Origin of the sequence: Mycobacterium ulcerans subsp. shinshuense (assembly GCF_002355775.1) — a bacterium.
Taxonomy (GTDB): domain Bacteria; phylum Actinomycetota; class Actinomycetes; order Mycobacteriales; family Mycobacteriaceae; genus Mycobacterium; species Mycobacterium marinum.
The window spans coordinates 5,268,018-5,287,164 of the sequence record NZ_AP017624.1; the positions used below are offsets into that span (position 1 = coordinate 5,268,018).

The window sequence follows — 19,147 nt, forward strand, 5'->3', positions numbered from 1 at the left end:
CGAGTTGACCGGCTTGCATGATCGATGTGAGCATCGAAACAGGCGGTGGCGCATGCCTCTTCATTCGTGATTCATCTCGAGACTCGCCTGACTTCTCAACGCATGCTTGCCGGAAAAGCGGCGCCACCGTCGGCGAAAGGTGCAGACGCCAACATGAACCGCAACCATCGGATCGAGCACTGGGATCCCGAAGACGCCCAGGCTTGGGAGGCCAGCAACCACGCCGTCGCTCGCCGCAACCTGCTGTGGATCACCGCATGCGACCACGTCGCCTTTGGGGTTTGGACGCTCTGGCCGGTGTTGGTGCTGTTCATGCCCTACGACGTTTACGGCTTCTCCGCTGCGGACAAATTCCTGCTCGGCGCCACAGCCACCTTTGTTGCGGCCTGCCGGCGCATCCCGTATCCGCTGGGTAACGCCACCTTCGGCGGCCGGAACTGGACCGTGTTTTCGATTGCGGTGCTGGCCATTCCCACCATCGGCACGATCTGGTTGCTGAGCCACCCGGGGTTGCCGCTGTGGCCGTATCTGGCATGCGCCGCATTGACCGGATGCGGTGGCACCAACTACGCGGCGTCGATGACCAACACCAACGCCTTCTACCCGCATCGGCGCAAAGGCTTCGCTCTCGGGTTCAACGCCGGCGCCGGCAATCTCGGCGTCCCCATGATTCAGCTGGTGGGGCTGCTGGTGATCGCGATCGCCGGCTATCACCAGCCGTATTGGGTGTGTGGACTGTATCTGTTGCTGTTGACGGTCGTCGCCGTCGGAGCGGCCCGCCAGATGGATAACCTGGCGCACGCCACCTATGGCGTGGGCCATTTGCGGGCCATCCTCACCCAGCGCGACACCTGGGTACTGGCCCTGCTCTATCTGGGCACTTTCGGCTCCTGGATCGGGTTCTCCTTCGCGTTTGGCCAGGTGCTGCAGATCAACTTCGTCGGTAGCGGACAAAGCCACGCACAGGCCGCCCTGCACGCGGCCGAGTTCGCCTTCATCGGGCCGGCGCTGGGCTCGCTGGCCCGGATCTACGGCGGCCGACTGGCGGATCGGGTCGGCGGCAGCCGGGTCACCCTGGCGGTCTTCATCACGATGGCGTTGTTTACCGGGCTGTTGGTGGCCATCAGTACCCACGGCGACCACACGCCAGGTCCGGCCACCGTGGCGATGACGGCGGGCTACATCGGCGGCTTCCTGGCCCTTTTTGCGTTCGCCGGCCTGGGCAACGGTTCGGTGTACAAGATGATCCCCTCGGTCTTCGAGGCGCTCAGCCACCGGAACCAGATCACCGAATTCGAGCGACGCCGCTGGTCACAGGCCATGTCGGGAGCGGTGATCGGATTTGTCGCCGCCTTTGGCGCCCTCGGGGGCGTGGGCATCAATCTGGCGCTGCGACAGTCCTATCTGAGCACCGGAACAGACACCTCCGCCTATTGGGTCTTCCTGCTGTTTTACGTCGGCGCCGCGCTTCTGACCTGGTCGAGATACGGGCGCCGAGCGGTCCCGGTCGCCGGTACCGCGGGGACGGCATCCGGATCCCGGCTGGCCCGAGTGTGACTGGGGTCGCAGGGGTGGGCAATGCGGCAGCAATTGCTTGGTAACGCATCCGAAACCTCACACGCTTAGACACGACATATGGCCCAGCAAAAATCTGAGCCACTGCGAGGCTACCGGATTGCGGTGACGTCTTCTCGCCGGGCCGAGGAGTTGTGCGCACTTCTGCGCCGCCACGGTGCCGACGTCTGCAGTGCCCCTGCGATCAACATGATCGCGCTGCCCAAAGACGACGAACTCCAGGGCAATACGGAGGCGTTGATCGCCAACCCACCCGACATCCTGGTGGCCCACACCGGTATCGGTTTCCGGGGCTGGGTAGCCGCGGCCGAGGGGTGGGGGCTGGCCGGCGAACTCGTTGATGCGTTGTCGGTAGGCCGGACCATATCGCGCGGACCGAAGGCGACCGGCGAGCTACGCGCGGCGGGCTTGCGCGAAGAATGGTCGCCAGAATCGGAATCCTCGGAAGAAGTTCTGGAATACCTGCTTGAATCCGGGGTCGCCGGTCAGCGGATCGCCATTCAGCTACACGGCGCGGCCGATGGCTGGGATCCCTTCCCCGAGTTTGTCGGCGGCCTCCGCGCGGCGGGGGCCGAGGTTGTGCCCATTCGGGTGTACCGCTGGAAGCCAACGCCATTGGGCGGCGCGTTCGACCAATTGGTCACCGAGATCGCCCGGCGACAGTTCGACGCGGTGAGTTTCACCTCTGCGCCCGCCGCGGCCGCGGTGCTCGAGCGTGGCCGCGAGCTGGATATCGAAGAGGAACTGCTGGAGGCGCTGCGCAACGACGTACACGCGATGTGCGTCGGCCCCGTCACCTCTCGCCCCTTGATCCGCAAGGGGGTGCCCACCTCATCGCCGGAGCGAATGCGGCTGGGCCCCTTGGCCCGTCATATCGCCGAGGAACTTCCGCTACTTGGCTCCTGCACCGTGAACGCCGCAGGCCACGTCGTCGACATCCGCGGAACCTGCGTGCTCGTCGATGGCTCCATCAAGACACTGTCGGGGTCGGGCATGGCGATATTGCGCGCCTTGACCAAGCGCCCCGGAGACGTCGTCGCCCGCAGCGAGCTGCTGAATGTGCTTCCCGGAAACGGCGACGACACTCACGCGGTAGACACCGCCGTATTGCGGCTGCGCACGGCGCTGGGCGACAAAAACATCATCGCGACGGTGGTCAAGCGTGGTTACCGGCTGGCGCTCGACACCCAGGACGACACCGCATGCACCTGATACTCACGGCGCACGGCACCCGCCGGCCGGCCGGTGTCGCGATGATCGGCGACCTGGCGGCGCGGGTGAGCGCGCTGCTGAAGCAGACCGTGCAGGTGGCGTTTGTCGACGTGTTGGGTCCCACACCCAGCGAAGTGCTCGGCCGACCTGCGCCGGGACGGGGCTCGGCGCAATCGGCAATCGTGGTACCCGCCTTCCTGTCCCGCGGCTACCACGTCCGCATCGACCTGCCAGCGCACGTCGCGGCCAGTGGCCACCCCGAAGTCACCGTCACCCCGGCACTGGGCCCCAGCCGGGAGATCGCCAGAAACCTCATCCAGCAGCTGCTGGAATCCGGCTGGCGCCCGGATGATTCGGTGATATTGGCCGCGGCTGGGACATCGGATCGACGGGCGCTCGACGACCTGCGCACGGCGCGCGCGTTCCTGTGCGCACTTACCGGTTCACCGATGACCCTCGGGTTTGCCGCAACCGGCCGTCCCGACCTCCGCACCGCTGTTCGCGCCGCGCGGCGCAACGGCGCCCGCCGGGTCGTGGTCGTCTCCTATCTGCTGGCCGAAGGCCTGTTCCAGGAGCGGCTGCGCGCCTGCGGCGCCGACGTGGTGACCCCGCCGCTGGGCAACCACCCCGGCTTGGCCGAACTGATCGCGACGCGGTTCCACAGCGCCATCTCGGCTGCGGTGCCTACGGTTCCACGATCACCGATGCACACCCGAGCCGAATCACATGAAACACAAAGCATTGTTGGTTGAGAACGCCGACGTGGACAATGCTTGATCTTTGACCATATCCGGGTGATCCTGACACCATGGCCAATAACGAAGAGCCCTCCCGCGGGCTCCTCGATCCGGTGGCGAAGATGCTGCGTTTGCCCTTCGGCACACCGGAGTTCATCGACAAGATTGTCGCCGGCAGTGTCAACCAGGTCGGCCGCCGGACTCTGTACATGCTGATCACCACGTGGGACGCGGCGGGCGGCGGCCCGTTCGCCGCCAGCGCTGTCGCCTCCACCGGCCTGGCCAAGACGGCCGAAATCGTCCAGTCGATGTTCATCGGGCCCATCTTCAACCCACTGCTCAAAATGCTCGGCGCGGATAAGATCGCCGTCCGCGCGTCATTATGTGCCTCGCAATTGGTCGGCTTGGGCATCATGCGCTACGGGTTGCGCTCCGAACCAATGCATTCAATGTCAGTGGATGCGTTGGTGGACGCCATCGGCCCCAACATGCAGCACTACCTTGTCGGCGACATCAGCCGGGGGTAGGCGCCCAAGCCGCCTGCCACGATATCGGGCGGGCATCCTGGGGCTTGACCGTGCGCATGGGGCGTCACATCGCGAGCTGGATCGCCACGGCTGCACCCCCGGATCCGTGGGCTCACGCCCAAATCCGTAGACCCGGTCAGGCGGCCAACCGCGCGACCTGAATCTTGCCTTCCGCAGTGACACGCGCCGGGTACACCGGCACCGAAACGCGTGGATCATCAAGGCAGCTACCGTCGTCGAGCGCGAACGCCTGTTTCTGAATCGGAGATTGAACTGCCGCACGGCCGTCCCGATCACCGACGATGCCACGGGACAGCACGGCCGCACCGGAGAACGGGTCGATGTTTCCCAGCGCGTGCACCGAGCCGTCGTCCAGCCGGAACAGAGCCGCCTGACTGCCGTCATCGAGCAGCACACCCACACCCCGGCCGGGGATCAGATGGTCGTATGCACAGGCGGTGGTCCATACCTGAATGTCGTTGAGAAGTGTCACACTACCTCCTAGAATCTTCGCGACTTCATGATCGGACCCGCGGAATGCCAATGGAGACAGGAACTTTACGTCCCGCACGCTCGGTGAATGTCACTGTCGGGTCGGCGGCGTCGGGGGCATTGACGAAAGAGACGAACCGCGACAGCTTGTCCGGGTCCTCCAGCACGCCCTTCCACTCGCACTTGTAGTTGGCGACGTGGTGCTGCACCGCCGCTTCGAACTCTTCGGCCAGGCCCAAGGAGTCGTCACACACGACCTCGCGGACGTGATCGAGTCCGCCCTCAAGTGATTCGACCCACGGCGCGGTGCGCTGTAGTCGATCGGCCGTTCGGACGTAGTACATCAGGAACCGGTCGATGTAGCGGACCAGCGTCTCAGTGTCGAGGTCGCTGGCCAGCAGCTGAGCATGCTTGGGAGTCATGCCGCCATTGCCGCCGACGTACAGGTTCCAGCCCTTTTCGGTGGCGATGACGCCGACGTCCTTGCTGCGGGCTTCGGCACACTCGCGCGCGCAACCCGAAACGCCCAGCTTGAGCTTGTGCGGCGCCCGCAGGCCTCGGTAACGCAGTTCCAGGTCGATGGCCAGCTGCACCGAATCCTGTTGCCCGTAACGACACCAGTCACTACCCACGCAGCTCTTCACCGTCCGCAACGCCTTGCCATAGGCGTGGCCGGACTCCATGCCCGCATCGACCAGCCGCTTCCAGATCAGCGGCAGCTGATCGACTCGCGCACCGAACATGTCGATCCGCTGGCCGCCGGTGATCTTGGTGTAAAGCCCGAATTCCTGGGCGATTTGGCCGATCAGAATCAGATGCTCCGGCTTGATGTCGCCACCAGGGACCCGCGGCACCACCGAGTAGCTACCGTTCTTCTGGATGTTGGCCAGGAAGTGATCGTTTGAATCCTGCAGCGAAGCCTGCTCGCCGTCCAGGATGTGGTCGGACCCGGTGGACGCCAGGATCGACGCGACCACGGGTTTGCAGATGTCACAACCCTTTCCGCGACCAAAGCGTTGTAGCAGTCCCGAGAAGGTCCGGATTTCGGTAGCCGAAATGATCTGGAAGAGTTCCGCGCGCGATTGGCTGAAGTGCTCGCAGAGCGCCTTGGACTGTTCGACACCCTCGGCTTCCAGCAGTTGCTTCAGCAGCGGCACGCACGAACCGCACGAGGTACCGGCCGCGGTGCACGCCTTGAGCGCGGGCACATCGGCGCAGCCGTCGGCGATCGCACACTTCAGCTCGCCCTTGGTTACGTTGTTGCAGGAACAGATCTGTGCCGAATCGGGCAGTGCGCCAATGCCCAAGGCACCAGCACCGTCGCCAGAGGCGGGCGAGATCAGCGCCAACGGATCGCCGGGCAACTTGCTGCCGACCATCGGGCGCAACACCCCGTACGCGGAAGCGTCGCCCACCAGCACGCCGCCCAGTAGCGTCTTGGCGTCATCGGAGAGCACCAGCTTGGCGTAGGTGCGATTCACCGCGTCGTTGACGGCTACCTCGAGGCAGTTCTCGGTAGCACCCATCGCGTCGCCGAAGCTGGCCACGTCAACGCCGAGCAACTTGAGCTTGGTCGACAGGTCGGCTTCGGGGAACTCCGCGACACCGTTGAGCAACCGGTCGGCCACCACCTCGGCGCTGGTGTAGCCGGGCCCGACCAATCCGTAGCAGCGCCCCTCGATGGCGGCCACCTCACCGACCGCGTAGATGTCGGGATCGCTTGTCTGACAGGACAGATCGGTGAGCACGCCGCCGCGCTCGGCGATCGCGAGGCCGGCCGCCCTGGCCAATTCGTCGCGGGGCCGGATACCCGCCGCGAAAATCAATGCGCCGGCGTCGATGACGTCGCCGCCGGCCAGCCGCACCCGTAGCGACGTCGCGCCATCGGAATGCTCGACAGACTCAATCGAGTCGGTGCCCGTCCCGACGTGCACAGCGATCTCGAGGTCGGAAACCATCCGGGCCAGTAGCGCGCCCCCGGCCTCATCGATCTGTTGGGCCATCAACCGCGGCATCATCTCGATGACGTGCGTCTGCAACCCGAACTGGCGCAACGCGTTGGCGGCTTCCAGCCCGAGTAGGCCACCGCCGATGACCACGCCGGCGCCACCGTGGCCATCGCGCAGTGCGCGTTCGGCGCAGGCATCGATAGCGTCGAGGTCATCGAGCGTGCGATACACGTGGCAGCCGGGCAGGTCATGGCCGGGCACCGGAGGGACAAAGGCGTAGGACCCGGTGGCCAGCACCAGGGCGTCATAACCGTGTCGCGTGCCGTCGGCGGTGACCACCGACTTGGCCGCGCGGTCGATCTCGGTGACCCGCGTGTTCAGCAGCACCCGAACCCGCTCGTCACCGGCGTAGTCGTTGCCCGGCAATGCCAGCTGAGCCCGATCCCAGGTTTCGGTGTAGGAGGTCAGGCCCACGCGGTCATATGCCGCATCCGCTTCCTCGGCCAGCACCGTGACCCGCCAGCGATCGTCGGTGTCGCGGGCCCGAAGCGCCTCGACCATCCGGTGGCCCACCATGCCGTGGCCCACCACGATGACGTGTCGCGGGACACCGGGGTTCGCATCGTGCGCACGCACAGTTCCGCCTGGGGCCATGGCATGAAGGCTAGAGGCGGGAAATTACCGAAAAATCGCCAAATGTGACACGTGGGTGACGTGGCGCTCACACCTGCCAACGGACTGTGTGACCCCGTTCGCTCTGGGCGAAACCCCAGATGGAACTTTAGCGTGGTCGACTCATGTTCTTGCTAGTAGCCGACCGGCGAGGAGCCGGACACAGCTAACTCACACGGAAGCATAAGGAGAAAATCATGAGCAATCTCGCGTTGTGGTCGCGTCCGGCCTGGAGCACCGATCGCTGGCTGCGGGACTTCTTCGGACCAGCGGCGGCATCCGATTGGTACAAGCCGCTGGCCACCGGATTCAATCCGGCCGCGGAGATCGTCAAGGACGGCGACGACGCAGTGGTCCGCCTCGAGCTGCCCGGCGTGGACGTGGAAAACGACGTCAATGTCGAGGTGGAGCGCGGCGAGCTGGTCATTCGCGGCGAACACCGCGACGAGCACGCCCAGGAAGCTGGGGAAGCCGACCGCCGCACGTTGCGCGAAATCCGGTACGGATCGTTCCGCCGGTCGTTCCAGCTGCCCGAACACGTCACCAGCGAGGCCGTCTCGGCTTCCTACGACGCGGGCGTGCTGACCGTGCGGGTGCAAGGCGCCTACCGGGATCCGGCGGCGAGTGAGCCGCAGCGCATCGCAATCACCAAGTAGGTCCGGCCGGCTCGCTGGGCGCACTGATCCGGCGGAGTGAACGGCTCCGCCGGGTCAGCGGCATTCGACTCCGGTCAGCGCCAGCGGGCCAGCAGCTCGGTCGCCCGGCCGGACAGGGCGGCCTGCAGAAAGGGGTCGAAGCTGATCCGGGCGACACCCAACCGGCCGAATGAGGCTGGATCGTCCTGGTCGGGCAGCGCGATCGCGTTGATCGGCAGCGGCAACTGCGCCGCCAACCGCCGCAACGTATCCGGGTCGTGACGGCCCACCGGGTACAGCACATCGGCGCCGGCGGCCGCGGCCTCGGTCAAGCTCGCCACGGCCCGCTCGAAGCGGTCTGCCGGGTCACCGTCGCGACGCAGGAAAAGATCGGTGCGCGCGTTGAGGACGACATGCACGCCGGCCGCGTCGGCGGCCGACCGTAACGCGCCGACCAACTCGGCGTGTTCGCGGCGAGACCTCAGTCTTGCACCTTCGGAGTGCACCGTGTCTTCGATGTTCAGCCCAACAGCGCCCACGCTCAGCAAGCCCTCGATCAACCGCTGCGCATCCAGCCCATACCCGGATTCGATGTCCACCGACACCGGGATGTCGACGGCCGCCGTGATCTGCGCGACCCGGGCGAGCACGTCGTCGAACGACATCCCCTCGTTGTCAGGTTTTCCGATCGAATCGGCCAGTGGGTGGCTGCCCACCGTCAGGGCGGCGAAGCCGGCGTTGGCGGCCAGCCGCGCCGACCACGCGTCCCACACCGTCGGCAGCACCACCGGGTTGCCGGGCTGATGCAGCGCGAGCAACGCCAGGGCGCGCTCGGCGGTGACATTCAAACCTTGCTCGGATGGCATGGCGACCTTAGTTTCCTGCCCGCGCTATGTCTTGACTACCGTCTGGCGGCGACTGTGGATAGTATCGGTGGGCGTACTGTGATCCGTAACACCATCAGCCCGTAGGGAGCATGCGTTGTCCCCCACAAACGAACTCGCCGAACTGCACGATCTCATCGGCGATCTGAGGCGGTGCGTGACCTCGCTGAAGTCGCGATACGGCGACGATTCAGGCATGCGCCGCGTCGTCATCGATGCCGATCGGATCCTCACCCAGGGCTCCGGCGTTGTTGATTAGCAGGCTTGTGAGCTGGGGAATTGTGGATTGAGGAGGTCTAGGCGGCGGTTGGCGGTCAAAGCGGTGATCCGGCAGGCTTCGGCGATGTTGTCGGCGCCGTTGAGGCGGTGCAGATTGATCGCGGTGTTGCGTAGCGTTGCTAGGACCTGTGCGCCGTTTCCGGTATGTGCCCTTTGACGGTCTTCGTCGAAGGTGACGTCGCGTATCCAGTGCAGGCTGTTCTCGATTCCCCAGTGTTGACGCATCCAGGTCATGATCGCGGTAGGGCGGGCGTGCTCGAACGGCAGGCTGCAGATGGCATAGACCACCTCCACGCTGCGCTGGTCGGTGGCGGTGATCAAGCGTTCACGAGTGATCCGGATGATTTGTTTTGCGTAGGGGAAGCCGATTCCTCGTGCAGCGGTGATGATTTGCAGGGTGCGGGTCTCGACACGGCCGTGGCCGCGGGAGTCGTCGGTAGCGGCTGCGGGCACCTCGGCCCAGGGCAGCGCGGTGATACGCGCAAGTATTTTGGCTTGGTTGGACTTGACGATCATCAGGTAGTGCGACTTCAAGGTGGCGCAGATCAACTTCGCGGTGACGACCTGGGTATGCATCGCATCCACGGTGACCAGCCACCGCAAGCTACCCGGCAGCAGCGTGAGCAGGGCACGTACACAGGGAATTTCATTGCTTTTCTCGGCGACAGCGAGTTGACCGAGCACCAATCGGGCACGGTGGGCGAACACCGACACGAGATGCGTGGCTGTCGCTTTGGCGCGTAAAGCACCACGCAGCATCTTGCCGTCCAACGCGATCGGCACCAATCCACTGGGGTCGCTGCTGGCCACGTGTGCAGTGAAGTAACTGCCCATCCTGGCGTTGAGGTCGGCGGGGTCTAGCCGAGACAAAACAGCGCGGAAGGTCTTCTCACTGGGCCGCCGGAACCGGACCCCTAATTGGGCCAACACATCATCGGGAGCGGTGGCCGCCCATGTGGCAAAACCAGCATAGCCGCGCATCCCCGCGGCAGTGGCCAGAACCGCGATCGCCAACAAAGCCATCAGCGAATACCTCCGACCGCGTGGGTCCCTCGGGTCTGGCACCGAGGCCAACACATCGAGAAACTCCGATCCGATGAGCCCGCTGCGCCCACCAGGACTCCAGCGGTCGAACACCTCTGGAACCGACGACACAGGCAATACTGAAACGGTAGGCACGGGCAACTCCAGACCAACGACGAACAGTAACCAACTCGATCGTTCTCCAGATAGCCCGTGCCTACACTCCGGCCCCAATAGCGCGGCACCAAAGATCATCAACCCAGCTCACAAGCCTGCTAATCAACAACGCCGGAGCCCTGGATCCTCACCGACATCCAATTACTCGACACCGATATCGCAGAATTGGACCTGGATCGAGCTTCGGTGCAGCAATCCGTCGAGAAGATCGCCATCCCCGCCACCGACTATGACCGCGATTTCTGGCGCGATGTCGACGACGAAGGTGTCGGGGGTCACAGTAGATACTGACAATCAAGCCCCGCCGAAATCAGGGTCCTCTATCTGTGTACCCTTCGACGAGATACCACTCGAAGAGGATCACACTAGATGAGCGCACCCACGGCGAACCGTCCTGATACTGGCGTTTTCTCACCCAGCCGGGCCAAAATCCCGCAGCGGACGCTACGTACCGACCTCTGGTGGTGGGCGCCGCTGGTCACCATCATCGGATTCCTGGCGTTCATCGTCTATGCCACCACCCGGGCGTTTTGGGGCAGTGGCTACTGGGTGGAGAAATACCATTACCTGACACCCTTTTACTCGCCGTGCGTCAGCGCGTCCTGCGCACCGGGCGCAAGCCACCTTGGTGTCTGGTTCGGGCACTTTCCCTGGTGGATTCCGTTGGGAAGTCTGGTATTACCGTTCCTGCTCGGTTTCCGGCTCACCTGCTACTACTACCGCAAGGCTTACTACCGTTCGGTATGGCAATCACCGACCGGCTGCGCGGTACCCGAACCACGCGCGCACTACACCGGGGAAACCCGTCTGCCGCTGATCATTCAGAACAGCCATCGGTATTTCTTCTACGTTGCGGTAGTGGTGTCACTTATCAACACCTACGACGCAATTATGGCCTTCCACTCGCCCACGGGTTTTGGATTCGGTTTAGGCAATGTCATTTTGGTGACCAACGTGCTCTTACTCTGGGCCTACACCATTTCCTGCCATTCATGCCGGCACGCAACAGGCGGCCGTCTAAAGCATTTCTCCAAACACCCAGTGCGTTACTGGATCTGGACACAAGTGAGCAAGCTCAATACCCGGCACATGCTATTCGCGTGGATCACGCTGGGCACCCTGTCGCTCACCGACTTCTACATCATGCTGGTGGCTACTAAAACCATCACAGATCTCAGATTTATTGGCTGACAAGCCGTTTCAGGATTTATCAAGAAATAGCTGAGCGAGGTTTTCAATGGTTGAGGTCGAACGGCACTCCTACGACGTTGTCGTGATCGGTGCCGGCGGCGCGGGGCTGCGGGCGGTCATCGAGGCACGCGAGCGCGGCCTGAAAGTCGCGGTCGTGTGCAAATCGCTGTTCGGCAAGGCCCACACGGTGATGGCCGAGGGTGGCTGCGCGGCCGCGATGGGTAACAGCAACCCCAAAGACAACTGGAAGACCCACTTCGGCGACACCATGCGAGGCGGGAAGTTCCTCAACAACTGGCGCATGGCCGAACTGCACGCCAAGGAAGCCCCGGACCGGGTCTGGGAGCTCGAAACCTACGGCGCGCTGTTCGACCGCCTCAAAGACGGCAAGATCAGCCAGCGCAACTTCGGTGGGCACACCTATCCGCGGCTGGCCCACGTCGGTGACCGCACCGGCCTGGAGTTGATCCGCACCATGCAGCAGAAGATCGTGTCGCTGCAGCAGGAGGACTTCGCCGAGGTCGGCGACTATGAGGCTCGGATCAAGGTGTTCGCCGAATGCACGATCACCGAGCTACTCAAAGACGGTCCCGAAAACGGCGGGCGGATCGCCGGAGCCTTCGGCTACTGGCGGGAAAGCGGCCGCTTCATCCTGTTCGAGGCGCCCGCCGTGGTGATGGCCACCGGCGGGATCGGCAAGTCCTTCAAGGTCACGTCCAACTCCTGGGAGTACACCGGCGACGGGCATGCCCTGGCACTGCGGGCCGGCGCGACGTTGATCAACATGGAGTTCGTTCAGTTCCACCCGACCGGCATGGTGTGGCCGCCCAGTGTGAAGGGGATCCTGGTCACCGAAGGTGTTCGCGGTGACGGCGGGGTGCTCAAGAACTCCGATGACGATCGATTCATGTTCGGTTACATCCCGCCGGTGTTCAAAAGCCAATACGCGGAGACCGCCGAAGAATCCGACCAGTGGCTCAAAGACAACGACTCGGCCCGTCGCACCCCTGACCTGTTGCCGCGAGACGAGGTGGCCCGCGCCATCAACTCCGAGGTCAAGGCGGGCCGGGGCACCCCGCACGGCGGCGTCTACCTCGACATCGCGTCGCGGCTGACCCCCGAGGAGATCAAGCGCCGGCTGCCGTCGATGTATCACCAGTTCATGGAGCTGGCCGGGGTCGACATCACCAAGGAGCCGATGGAAGTCGGGCCGACCTGCCACTACGTGATGGGCGGCATCGAGGTCGACGCCGACACGGGCGCGGCCACGGTCCCCGGGCTGTTCGCCGCCGGCGAGTGCTCGGGCGGCATGCACGGCTCCAACCGGCTGGGCGGGAACTCGCTGTCCGACCTGCTGGTCTTCGGTCGGCGGGCCGGCCTGGGCGCCGCCGACTACGTGCGCGCGCTGAGCAGCCGTCCGACCGTCTCACCGGAGTCCGTCGACGCCGCCGCCAGGCTGGCCCTGGCGCCGTTCGAAGGGCCCACCGACGGCACCGCTCCGGAAAACCCGTACGCGCTGCAGATGGACCTGCAGTTCCTGATGAACGACCTGGTCGGCATCATCCGCAACGCCGACGAGATCAGCAAGGCGTTGACCCTGTTACGGGAGCTGTGGGCACGCTACGAGCATGTGCAGGTCGAAGGCCACCGCCAGTACAACCCGGGCTGGAACCTCGCGATCGACATGCGCAACATGCTGACCGTCAGCGAGTGTGTGGCTCGGGCCGCGCTGGAACGCACCGAGAGCCGGGGCGGGCACACCCGCGACGACCATCCCGGCATGGACCCGAACTGGCGCAACGTCTTGTTGGTCTGCCGGGCCGCCCAAGAAGCCACCGACGGTTCCCACATCACCATCACCCGCCAGCCGCAGGTACCAATGCGGCCGGACCTGCTGGACCTCTTCCAGATTTCCGAGCTGGAGAAGTACTACACCGCCGAAGAGTTGGCCGACCATCCAGGACGGAGAACGTAATGGGTTACAACGCGAGCTTGCGCGTGTGGCGCGGCGACGAGAGCAACGGCGAGCTGCGCGACTTCACCGTCGAGGTCAACGAGGGTGAAGTGGTGCTCGATGTCATCCACCGTCTGCAGCAGACCCAAACGCCCGACCTGGCGGTGCGCTGGAACTGCAAGGCCGGCAAGTGTGGATCCTGCTCGGCGGAGATCAACGGCAAGCCGCGACTGATGTGCATGACCCGAATGTCGACCTTCGCCGAAGACGAGATCGTCACCGTGACGCCGCTGCGCACCTTCCCGGTGATTCGCGACCTGGTCACCGATGTCTCGTTCAATTACGAAAAGGCACGCGAGATTCCCTCTTTCGCGCCTCCCAAGGAGCTGCAGCCGGGCGAGTACCGGATGGCCCAGGTCGACGTCGCGCGCTCGCAGGAGTTCCGCAAGTGCATCGAGTGCTTCCTGTGTCAGAACGTCTGCCACGTGATCCGCGACCACGAGGAGAACAAGAAGGCGTTCGCCGGTCCGCGGTTCTTGATGCGCATCGCCGAACTGGAAATGCATCCCCTCGACACTCGGGACCGGCGCAACGAGGCACAAGAGGCGCATGGCCTGGGGTACTGCAACATCACCAAGTGCTGCACCGAGGTATGCCCGGAAAACATCAAGATCACCGACAACGCACTGATCCCGATGAAGGAGCGCGTGGTCGACCGCAAGTACGACCCGGTCGTGTGGCTGGGCAACAAGCTGTTCCGACGCTGACTTGGCGGCCCTAGCGTTAGGCCCGGGGCCGCACCGGGTACCCCGCAGTGATGCGAGAAACGACCAGCATTAGCGACATCCGAACCGCGATCCGCGAGTTGACCGTCCGCGCTGAACTCGCGCACAAGCAGGGCCGCCACGATGACGCCGCGGAGATCGAGCGCCGTATCGCGGGCTACCGAGACGAACTCGGGGACCGCCCGTAGCGGATTGGCCGCGGACAGAAATCGGGTAGCCGAGGCAGGCCTAGTCGGCGGGAGCGAGCCGCTTGGCCGAGTAGGCCGCCGCCACATTGAGCAGCAGAACGATCATCACCGGCCACACCACATCGTGGAACTGGGCGAGGATGCCTAGCAGCGAACTCAACCCCACCAGGCCCGCGCTGATGACAAGTCGCCCGAAGGCGATCAACGAGATTCTCAGCGTGGGATCGGCATTGTGGGCAATCCACAGTTGCCCCGCGGTGAACACGCTTTGGTTGGCGATTGACGCCAATGCGATCACCAGTCTGATGGCCACCAGGTTGGGCCAGAATCCGGCCAGCTGAAACGCGATGGCGATCACTGCCGCGGCGATGCTGAGAATCGCACTGCCCGCAAACAAGCCGACCAGCCCGAATCTTTCGCGGATCCGATTCCACACCCGTATCCCTCCCACGAGTCCGACACAGACGAACAAGACCAAGACGACGACGTTGTCGTGCTCGTCCCCGGGTATTGCGGCAACGCGGATGCTGTAGAACGAGCTCCCCAGCACGACCGATCCGAACAGCAGCTGAACTGCCAGGTAGCGGCGATACCAACTTTCGCGACGCAGGGCCGCCAGCCCGACGTGCACGACCTTGTTCAGTCCCGGGGCCTTGTGCACGGGCGGGACGATCCGCTGCGGCAACCCCAGACAAATCAGCCCGGAGATTGCCATCGCCGCAGTGGCGGTCCACAGCAGGCGGATGTTGTTGGGCAAGTGGTCTTCATGGGGCACGAAGGACAACGCCACGGTGACGATCGCCGTCAACGCCGCGCCGACGCCGGCTTCGGTGAGCAGCACCTGCGCCCTATCGGTTCCCGACGGCATCGCTGCCACCAAATCCGCGAACGCCACGAAGGAGAAGGCTGACACCGCCCCGATAAAGAGCACATTCACCAAGAACAGCGATCCGGCTTCGTTTTCGTCGCCCATGGTTGCGCCCATCGCATTGACGGCGGCCAGGACGGTCAGCCCGAACACAATAATGACCAATCGGCGGCGTCTCGGGACCGCGGCGAGCACGGCGGGCGCGAGCATATTTCCAATTGCCGCTCCGGCTGTGAACGCGGGAAAAATTAGTGCCGCCATCCACAATTCCGCGTGGAGTTCGGCCACCACAAACGGCAAAACGATGGGGACATTGCCAAGCTGAAGTGCCGTCCGGTAGAAGCCACTTTGCGTGATGACCAGCCACAGAACACGCTTGCTCGGGCCATCGATGCGTCCTTCCGGACGCGATGTTTCCACCACGTTCTGCTACCCGCCGGCCACCCGGGTCGCCCCCACGTCGGGCGCATTCGCAAACCAGCACGAATGGCCCGAGGGGCCCTTCCAGCGCATGGGTGACGCGATCAATCCGGCAACGCCCTCAGCCCCACCAATGATCGCCGCAAAAGCATCAGAATCTGCGGTATCGGGGGCACCAGGAATCGAGTGGGCGAAGTCGCGGTCGATTCCCATCTGCACCTCCTGCACGGGAACGCAAAAAAACAGGGTACTAATTAGTACCGCCGCGGCGCCAGGCATTCGTGTCCACAATTTGGCGCCCCACACCCGCACCCGCACGAAAAGAAAGCGACCCCCGCGCGCTACGCCGGCCCGAAAATGGTGCGCCGGATCATCACCGCCAGGTCAAGACCCGTGATTCCCCACCAGAACACGGCGGATCGTGTTCGAGAAGTTCGACTGGTCACACGCCCAGGCGACGAAACACACTTCGGTGAAATACGATCGGCGCCACCTGCGCGTCCACGGTGACCTCGCTGACCCGCAACACCACGATGGTGTGGTCCCCGGCGGGAATCAGCTGCTCAATGGCGCTTTCCAGCCACAAACTGGTGCCCTTGATGAAGACGGCACCGCTGTCGTTGCACACCGTCTCCAAACCGGCGAAGCGGTCCCCCGTCTTCGCGGCCAGCGTGCGCGCCGCCTCGTCATGAGCTTCGCCGAGCACGCTGATACCCAGCATGGGTGCGCCTTTGAGTTTGGGCCAGGTCGTCGAAACGTTCTGCACACAAAAAGAAACCAGCGGCGGATCCAGCGAGACGGGAACAAAGGTGCTGGCCGCGAGGCCTTCCCGCGCGCCATTGATCTCCGCGGCGATCGCCACCACACCGGATGGAAAGTGGCCAAACGCTTCGCGCAGCGACGATGGTGTCAGGTTGCTCTGTGGATTCACCAGACTTCAAGCGCCCCTTGAGCCGAGGACAATTTCTGGTCACCGACCCTACTCGCCGGATACCCGCGGGCAGTGACCAGATCGGGATGACCGGCAATCGGGCTGTCCAGAGCTGGCGGCGCGAGTCCGCACCCCCAACTGAGCCCGCCGCCCCGATCGGGGGAGCCGAACTAGGCATGAATCGCTGACCGACACCAATAAACGGGTCGCGCGCACCGCCTCCGAGGAAATGGCACAAACGCAGTGCGTGGGCGGCCACGCGGCGGCCATTACGCAGGCCCGGTCGGCCCGCAGATCCGCCATTCGACCCCGTGGTGACGCGCCCCACATCCGCCATGCCGCCGCCATCACCGCAGCTAGAGGACACCGCCGGTGGATCGGAAACCATGGTCCCAACCGGTTAGTTGGTTTGGTCGTGCAATGTACCTCACATCAACTTGCGAACAAGTATCAAACCGATAATATTTTATCGGTGTTACTGGTGGGTAACTTAGAACCTAGTACCCAACCATCATGTGGCATTCTTCAACGAGGAGGACCGTAGTGAGCCACTACAAGAGCAACGTCCGTGACCAGGTATTCAACCTCTTCGAGGTGCTGGGCGTTGACAAGGCTTTGGGCGAAGGTCAGTTCAGCGATCTGGACACCGACACCGCCCGCGAAATGCTGACCGAGATCAGCCGGCTGGCCGAAGGCCCGGTCGCCGCGTCGTTCATCGAGGGTGACCGCAACCCGCCGGTTTTCGACCCGAAGACCCACACGGTGACTCTGCCGGAGTCTTTCAAGGACTCGGTGCGTGCCGTCATCGAAGCCGGTTGGGACAAGGCCGGCCTGGACGAGGAACTCGGCGGCATGCCGATGCCCCGGGCCCTGATGTGGGCGCTGCACGAGCACCTTCTCGGCGCCAACCCGGCGGTGTGGATGTACTCCGGCGGCGCTGGCTTCGCCCAGATCATGTACCACCTCGGTACCGAGGAGCAGAAGAAGTGGGCCGTGATGGCCAGCGAGCGCGGCTGGGGTTCGACGATGGTGCTCACCGAGCCGGACGCCGGCTCGGACGTAGGCGCCGGGCGGACCAAGGCCGTCGAGCAGGCCGACGGTTCCTGGCACATCGACGGGGTCAAGCGGTTCATCACCTCGGGTGACTCCGACGACCTGTTCGAGAACATCTTCCACTTGGTGCTGGCCCGCCCCGAGGGCGCCGGTCCGGGCACCAAGGGGCTGTCGCTGTTCTTCGTGCCCAAGTTCCTGTTCGACTTCGAGACCGGCGAGCTGGGCGAGCGCAACGGCGTATTCGTCACCAACGTCGAGCACAAGATGGGCCTGAAGGTATCCGCGACCTGCGAGCTGTCGCTTGGCCAGCACGGCGTGCCGGCCAAGGGCTGGCTGATCGGGGAGGTACACGAGGGCATCGCGCAAATGTTCGAGGTCATCGAGCAGGCCCGCATGATGGTCGGCACCAAGGCGATCGCCACGCTGTCGACCGGCTACCTCAACGCACTCGAGTACGCCAAGTCCCGCGTACAAGGCGCCGACCTGACCCAGATGACCGACAAGACGGCACCCCGGGTCACCATCGCCCATCACCCCGACGTGCGTCGTTCGCTGATGACCCAGAAGGCATACGCCGAGGGCCTGCGTGCGCTGTACCTCTACACCGCCACCTTCCAGGACGCCGCGGTCGCCGAGGCCACGCACGGTGTGGACGCCAAGCTGGCGGTCAAGATCAACGACCTGCTGCTGCCGGTGGTCAAGGGTGTCGGCTCCGAGCAGGCGTACGCCAAGCTCACCGAGAGCCTGCAGACCCTCGGTGGGTCCGGCTTCCTGCAGGACTACCCGATCGAGCAGTACATCCGGGACGCCAAGATCGACTCCCTGTACGAAGGCACCACCGCCATCCAGGCTCAGGACTTCTTCTTCCGCAAGATCGTCCGCGACAAGGGTGTGGCGCTGGCCCACGTTTCCGGCCAGATCCAAGAGTTCGTCGACAGCGAGACCGGCAACGGCCGTTTGAAGACCGAACGCGCACTGCTGGCCAAGGCGCTCACCGACGTGCAGGCAATGGCAGCCACCCTGACCGGCTACTTGATGGCCGCGCAGCAGGACATCAACAGCCTCTACAAGGTCGGCCTGGGTTCGGTGCGCTTCCTGATGAGTGTCGGCGACCTGGTCATCGCCTGGTTGCTGCAGCGTCAGGCAGCGGTGGCCGTCGCGGCACTCGACGCGGGCGCCACCGGCGACGAGCGGTCGTTCTACGAGGGCAAGGTGGCGGTGGCGTCGTTCTTCGCCAAGAACTTCTTGCCCCTGCTGACCAGCACCCGCGAGGTGATCGACACGCTGGACAACGACATCATGGAGCTCGACGAAGCCGCCTTCTAGAGCACCCCGATCAACAGTTGAGCCCCCGTTCCAGGAACGGGGGCTCAACTTTTTTCTCAACCAAAAAGACCGCCGCTGGCTCCCCTCGTTCCAGCGGCGGCCCTTTTCGTACGCCCGTCAATACCGATGACCGGCGGTCGATCTAACGGATTGCCCCGCGTTGCGGTCGGGGTCGGGGATCAGACCACAACACGGGGCTTTCCAATCAGTTAGATACCCATCAGATGGGGTTACAAACCGCGGGCACCGAAGTTCCGCCGAGCGGCCGG

At 64.2% G+C, this 19,147-nt stretch carries 17 protein-coding genes and 2 pseudogenes; 12 read left to right on the forward strand and 7 right to left on the reverse strand.

Going from position 1 to position 19,147, the window contains the following annotated elements; genetic code table 11:
* Positions 1-153 precede the first annotated feature (153 nt).
* The 4 genes from SHTP_RS23455 to SHTP_RS23470 all read left to right on the forward strand — a co-directional run bounded on the left by SHTP_RS23455 (position 154) and on the right by SHTP_RS23470 (position 4,051).
* A complete protein-coding gene (locus SHTP_RS23455; RefSeq protein ID WP_096372633.1) occupies positions 154-1,557 on the forward strand; it encodes a nitrate/nitrite transporter in 1,404 nt (467 codons plus the stop codon).
* A gap of 78 nt (positions 1,558-1,635) precedes the next feature.
* The gene (locus tag SHTP_RS23460) at positions 1,636-2,787 is read left to right on the forward strand and encodes a uroporphyrinogen-III synthase (RefSeq protein ID WP_096371938.1); all 1,152 of its coding nucleotides are present in this window, start codon (positions 1,636-1,638) and stop codon (positions 2,785-2,787) included.
* Positions 2,778-3,539 carry a sirohydrochlorin chelatase gene (locus SHTP_RS23465; protein ID WP_096371939.1) on the forward strand — a complete coding sequence of 254 codons (762 nt, stop codon included), beginning with the start codon at positions 2,778-2,780 and terminating at the stop codon, positions 3,537-3,539. The genes SHTP_RS23460 and SHTP_RS23465 overlap by 10 nt, the downstream gene beginning before the upstream one ends.
* Before the next feature lie 56 nt (positions 3,540-3,595).
* The gene (locus tag SHTP_RS23470) at positions 3,596-4,051 is read left to right on the forward strand and encodes a TetR/AcrR family transcriptional regulator (RefSeq protein ID WP_096371940.1); all 456 of its coding nucleotides are present in this window, start codon (positions 3,596-3,598) and stop codon (positions 4,049-4,051) included.
* Positions 4,052-4,187: 136 nt separating this feature from the next.
* Here the strand turns inward: SHTP_RS23470 and nirD are convergent, their stop codons facing one another.
* Positions 4,188-4,544: a nitrite reductase small subunit NirD gene (nirD, locus tag SHTP_RS23475; RefSeq protein ID WP_012392485.1), complete on the reverse strand. Its 357-nt coding sequence runs from the start codon at positions 4,542-4,544 to the stop codon at positions 4,188-4,190.
* 25 nt (positions 4,545-4,569) lie between these two features.
* Complete coding sequence (gene nirB / locus SHTP_RS23480) at positions 4,570-7,146, reverse strand: nitrite reductase large subunit NirB (RefSeq protein ID WP_096371941.1); 2,577 nt, start codon at positions 7,144-7,146, stop codon at positions 4,570-4,572.
* Between the two features lie 215 nt (positions 7,147-7,361).
* Here nirB and SHTP_RS23485 point away from each other — a divergent pair, with 215 nt between their 5' ends.
* Positions 7,362-7,820, forward strand: coding sequence for an Hsp20/alpha crystallin family protein (locus tag SHTP_RS23485; protein WP_015354258.1), 459 nt, complete (start codon positions 7,362-7,364; stop codon positions 7,818-7,820).
* Between the two features lie 74 nt (positions 7,821-7,894).
* On the opposite strand, the gene SHTP_RS23490 is transcribed toward SHTP_RS23485, so the two are convergent.
* Entirely contained in the window at positions 7,895-8,665 is a 771-nt protein-coding gene (locus SHTP_RS23490) for an isocitrate lyase/PEP mutase family protein (protein WP_096371942.1), read from the reverse strand.
* Between the two features lie 115 nt (positions 8,666-8,780).
* On the opposite strand from SHTP_RS23490, the pseudogene SHTP_RS23495 reads away from it, so the two are divergent.
* Positions 8,781-8,918: pseudogene (locus SHTP_RS23495) on the forward strand (hypothetical protein); the annotation flags it as partial.
* A 20-nt stretch (positions 8,919-8,938) separates the two neighbouring features.
* Here SHTP_RS23495 and SHTP_RS23500 read toward each other — a convergent pair.
* Positions 8,939-10,141 (reverse strand): ISAs1-like element IS2404/ISMul1 family transposase, encoded by a 1,203-nt coding sequence (locus SHTP_RS23500; RefSeq protein WP_420873045.1) that lies wholly within the window; start codon positions 10,139-10,141, stop codon positions 8,939-8,941.
* Between the two features lie 144 nt (positions 10,142-10,285).
* Here SHTP_RS23500 and SHTP_RS29340 point away from each other — a divergent pair.
* The 5 genes and pseudogenes from SHTP_RS29340 to SHTP_RS28095 all read left to right on the forward strand — a co-directional run.
* Positions 10,286-10,453, forward strand: a pseudogene (locus tag SHTP_RS29340) (hypothetical protein); the annotation flags it as partial.
* Positions 10,454-10,531: 78 nt separating this feature from the next.
* Entirely contained in the window at positions 10,532-11,353 is an 822-nt protein-coding gene (locus tag SHTP_RS23510; RefSeq protein ID WP_096371944.1) for a succinate dehydrogenase subunit SdhC, read from the forward strand.
* 46 nt (positions 11,354-11,399) lie between these two features.
* Complete coding sequence (locus SHTP_RS23515) at positions 11,400-13,328, forward strand: fumarate reductase/succinate dehydrogenase flavoprotein subunit (protein WP_096371945.1); 1,929 nt, start codon at positions 11,400-11,402, stop codon at positions 13,326-13,328.
* Positions 13,328-14,074 carry a succinate dehydrogenase/fumarate reductase iron-sulfur subunit gene (locus SHTP_RS23520; protein WP_012392478.1) on the forward strand — a complete coding sequence of 249 codons (747 nt, stop codon included), beginning with the start codon at positions 13,328-13,330 and terminating at the stop codon, positions 14,072-14,074. Before SHTP_RS23515 ends, SHTP_RS23520 begins: the two co-directional genes overlap by 1 nt.
* 50 nt (positions 14,075-14,124) lie before the next feature.
* Positions 14,125-14,280 carry a hypothetical protein gene (locus tag SHTP_RS28095; protein ID WP_015354256.1) on the forward strand — a complete coding sequence of 52 codons (156 nt, stop codon included), beginning with the start codon at positions 14,125-14,127 and terminating at the stop codon, positions 14,278-14,280.
* Between the two features lie 40 nt (positions 14,281-14,320).
* Here the strand turns inward: SHTP_RS28095 and SHTP_RS23530 are convergent, their stop codons facing one another.
* From SHTP_RS23530 to SHTP_RS23540, 3 genes are all read right to left on the reverse strand, one after another.
* Complete coding sequence (locus tag SHTP_RS23530) at positions 14,321-15,571, reverse strand: MFS transporter (RefSeq protein ID WP_096371946.1); 1,251 nt, start codon at positions 15,569-15,571, stop codon at positions 14,321-14,323.
* Positions 15,572-15,577: 6 nt separating this feature from the next.
* Positions 15,578-15,781: a hypothetical protein gene (locus tag SHTP_RS23535; protein WP_015354254.1), complete on the reverse strand. Its 204-nt coding sequence runs from the start codon at positions 15,779-15,781 to the stop codon at positions 15,578-15,580.
* Between the two features lie 229 nt (positions 15,782-16,010).
* On the reverse strand, positions 16,011-16,499 hold the full coding sequence (locus tag SHTP_RS23540; protein ID WP_012392475.1) for a flavin reductase family protein: 489 nt from the start codon (positions 16,497-16,499) through the stop codon (positions 16,011-16,013).
* A 543-nt stretch (positions 16,500-17,042) separates the two neighbouring features.
* Here SHTP_RS23540 and SHTP_RS23545 point away from each other — a divergent pair.
* A complete protein-coding gene (locus tag SHTP_RS23545; protein ID WP_096371947.1) occupies positions 17,043-18,878 on the forward strand; it encodes an acyl-CoA dehydrogenase in 1,836 nt (611 codons plus the stop codon).
* Positions 18,879-19,147: the final 269 nt, after the last annotated feature.

What these genes read in the sequence shown, in the direction of transcription:
- SHTP_RS23455 (WP_096372633.1), top strand. Translation starts at nt 154, where the DNA reads ATGAACCGCAACCATCGGATCGAGCACTGGGATCCCGAAGACGCCCAG.
- SHTP_RS23460 (WP_096371938.1), top strand. Translation starts at nt 1,636, where the DNA reads ATGGCCCAGCAAAAATCTGAGCCACTGCGAGGCTACCGGATTGCGGTG.
- SHTP_RS23465 (WP_096371939.1), top strand. Translation starts at nt 2,778, where the DNA reads ATGCACCTGATACTCACGGCGCACGGCACCCGCCGGCCGGCCGGTGTC.
- SHTP_RS23470 (WP_096371940.1), top strand. Translation starts at nt 3,596, where the DNA reads ATGGCCAATAACGAAGAGCCCTCCCGCGGGCTCCTCGATCCGGTGGCG.
- nirB (WP_096371941.1), bottom strand. Translation starts at nt 7,146, where the DNA reads ATGGCCCCAGGCGGAACTGTGCGTGCGCACGATGCGAACCCCGGTGTC.
- SHTP_RS23485 (WP_015354258.1), top strand. Translation starts at nt 7,362, where the DNA reads ATGAGCAATCTCGCGTTGTGGTCGCGTCCGGCCTGGAGCACCGATCGC.
- SHTP_RS23490 (WP_096371942.1), bottom strand. Translation starts at nt 8,665, where the DNA reads ATGCCATCCGAGCAAGGTTTGAATGTCACCGCCGAGCGCGCCCTGGCG.
- SHTP_RS23510 (WP_096371944.1), top strand. Translation starts at nt 10,532, where the DNA reads ATGAGCGCACCCACGGCGAACCGTCCTGATACTGGCGTTTTCTCACCC.
- SHTP_RS23515 (WP_096371945.1), top strand. Translation starts at nt 11,400, where the DNA reads ATGGTTGAGGTCGAACGGCACTCCTACGACGTTGTCGTGATCGGTGCC.
- SHTP_RS23520 (WP_012392478.1), top strand. Translation starts at nt 13,328, where the DNA reads ATGGGTTACAACGCGAGCTTGCGCGTGTGGCGCGGCGACGAGAGCAAC.
- SHTP_RS28095 (WP_015354256.1), top strand. Translation starts at nt 14,125, where the DNA reads ATGCGAGAAACGACCAGCATTAGCGACATCCGAACCGCGATCCGCGAG.
- SHTP_RS23535 (WP_015354254.1), bottom strand. Translation starts at nt 15,781, where the DNA reads ATGGGAATCGACCGCGACTTCGCCCACTCGATTCCTGGTGCCCCCGAT.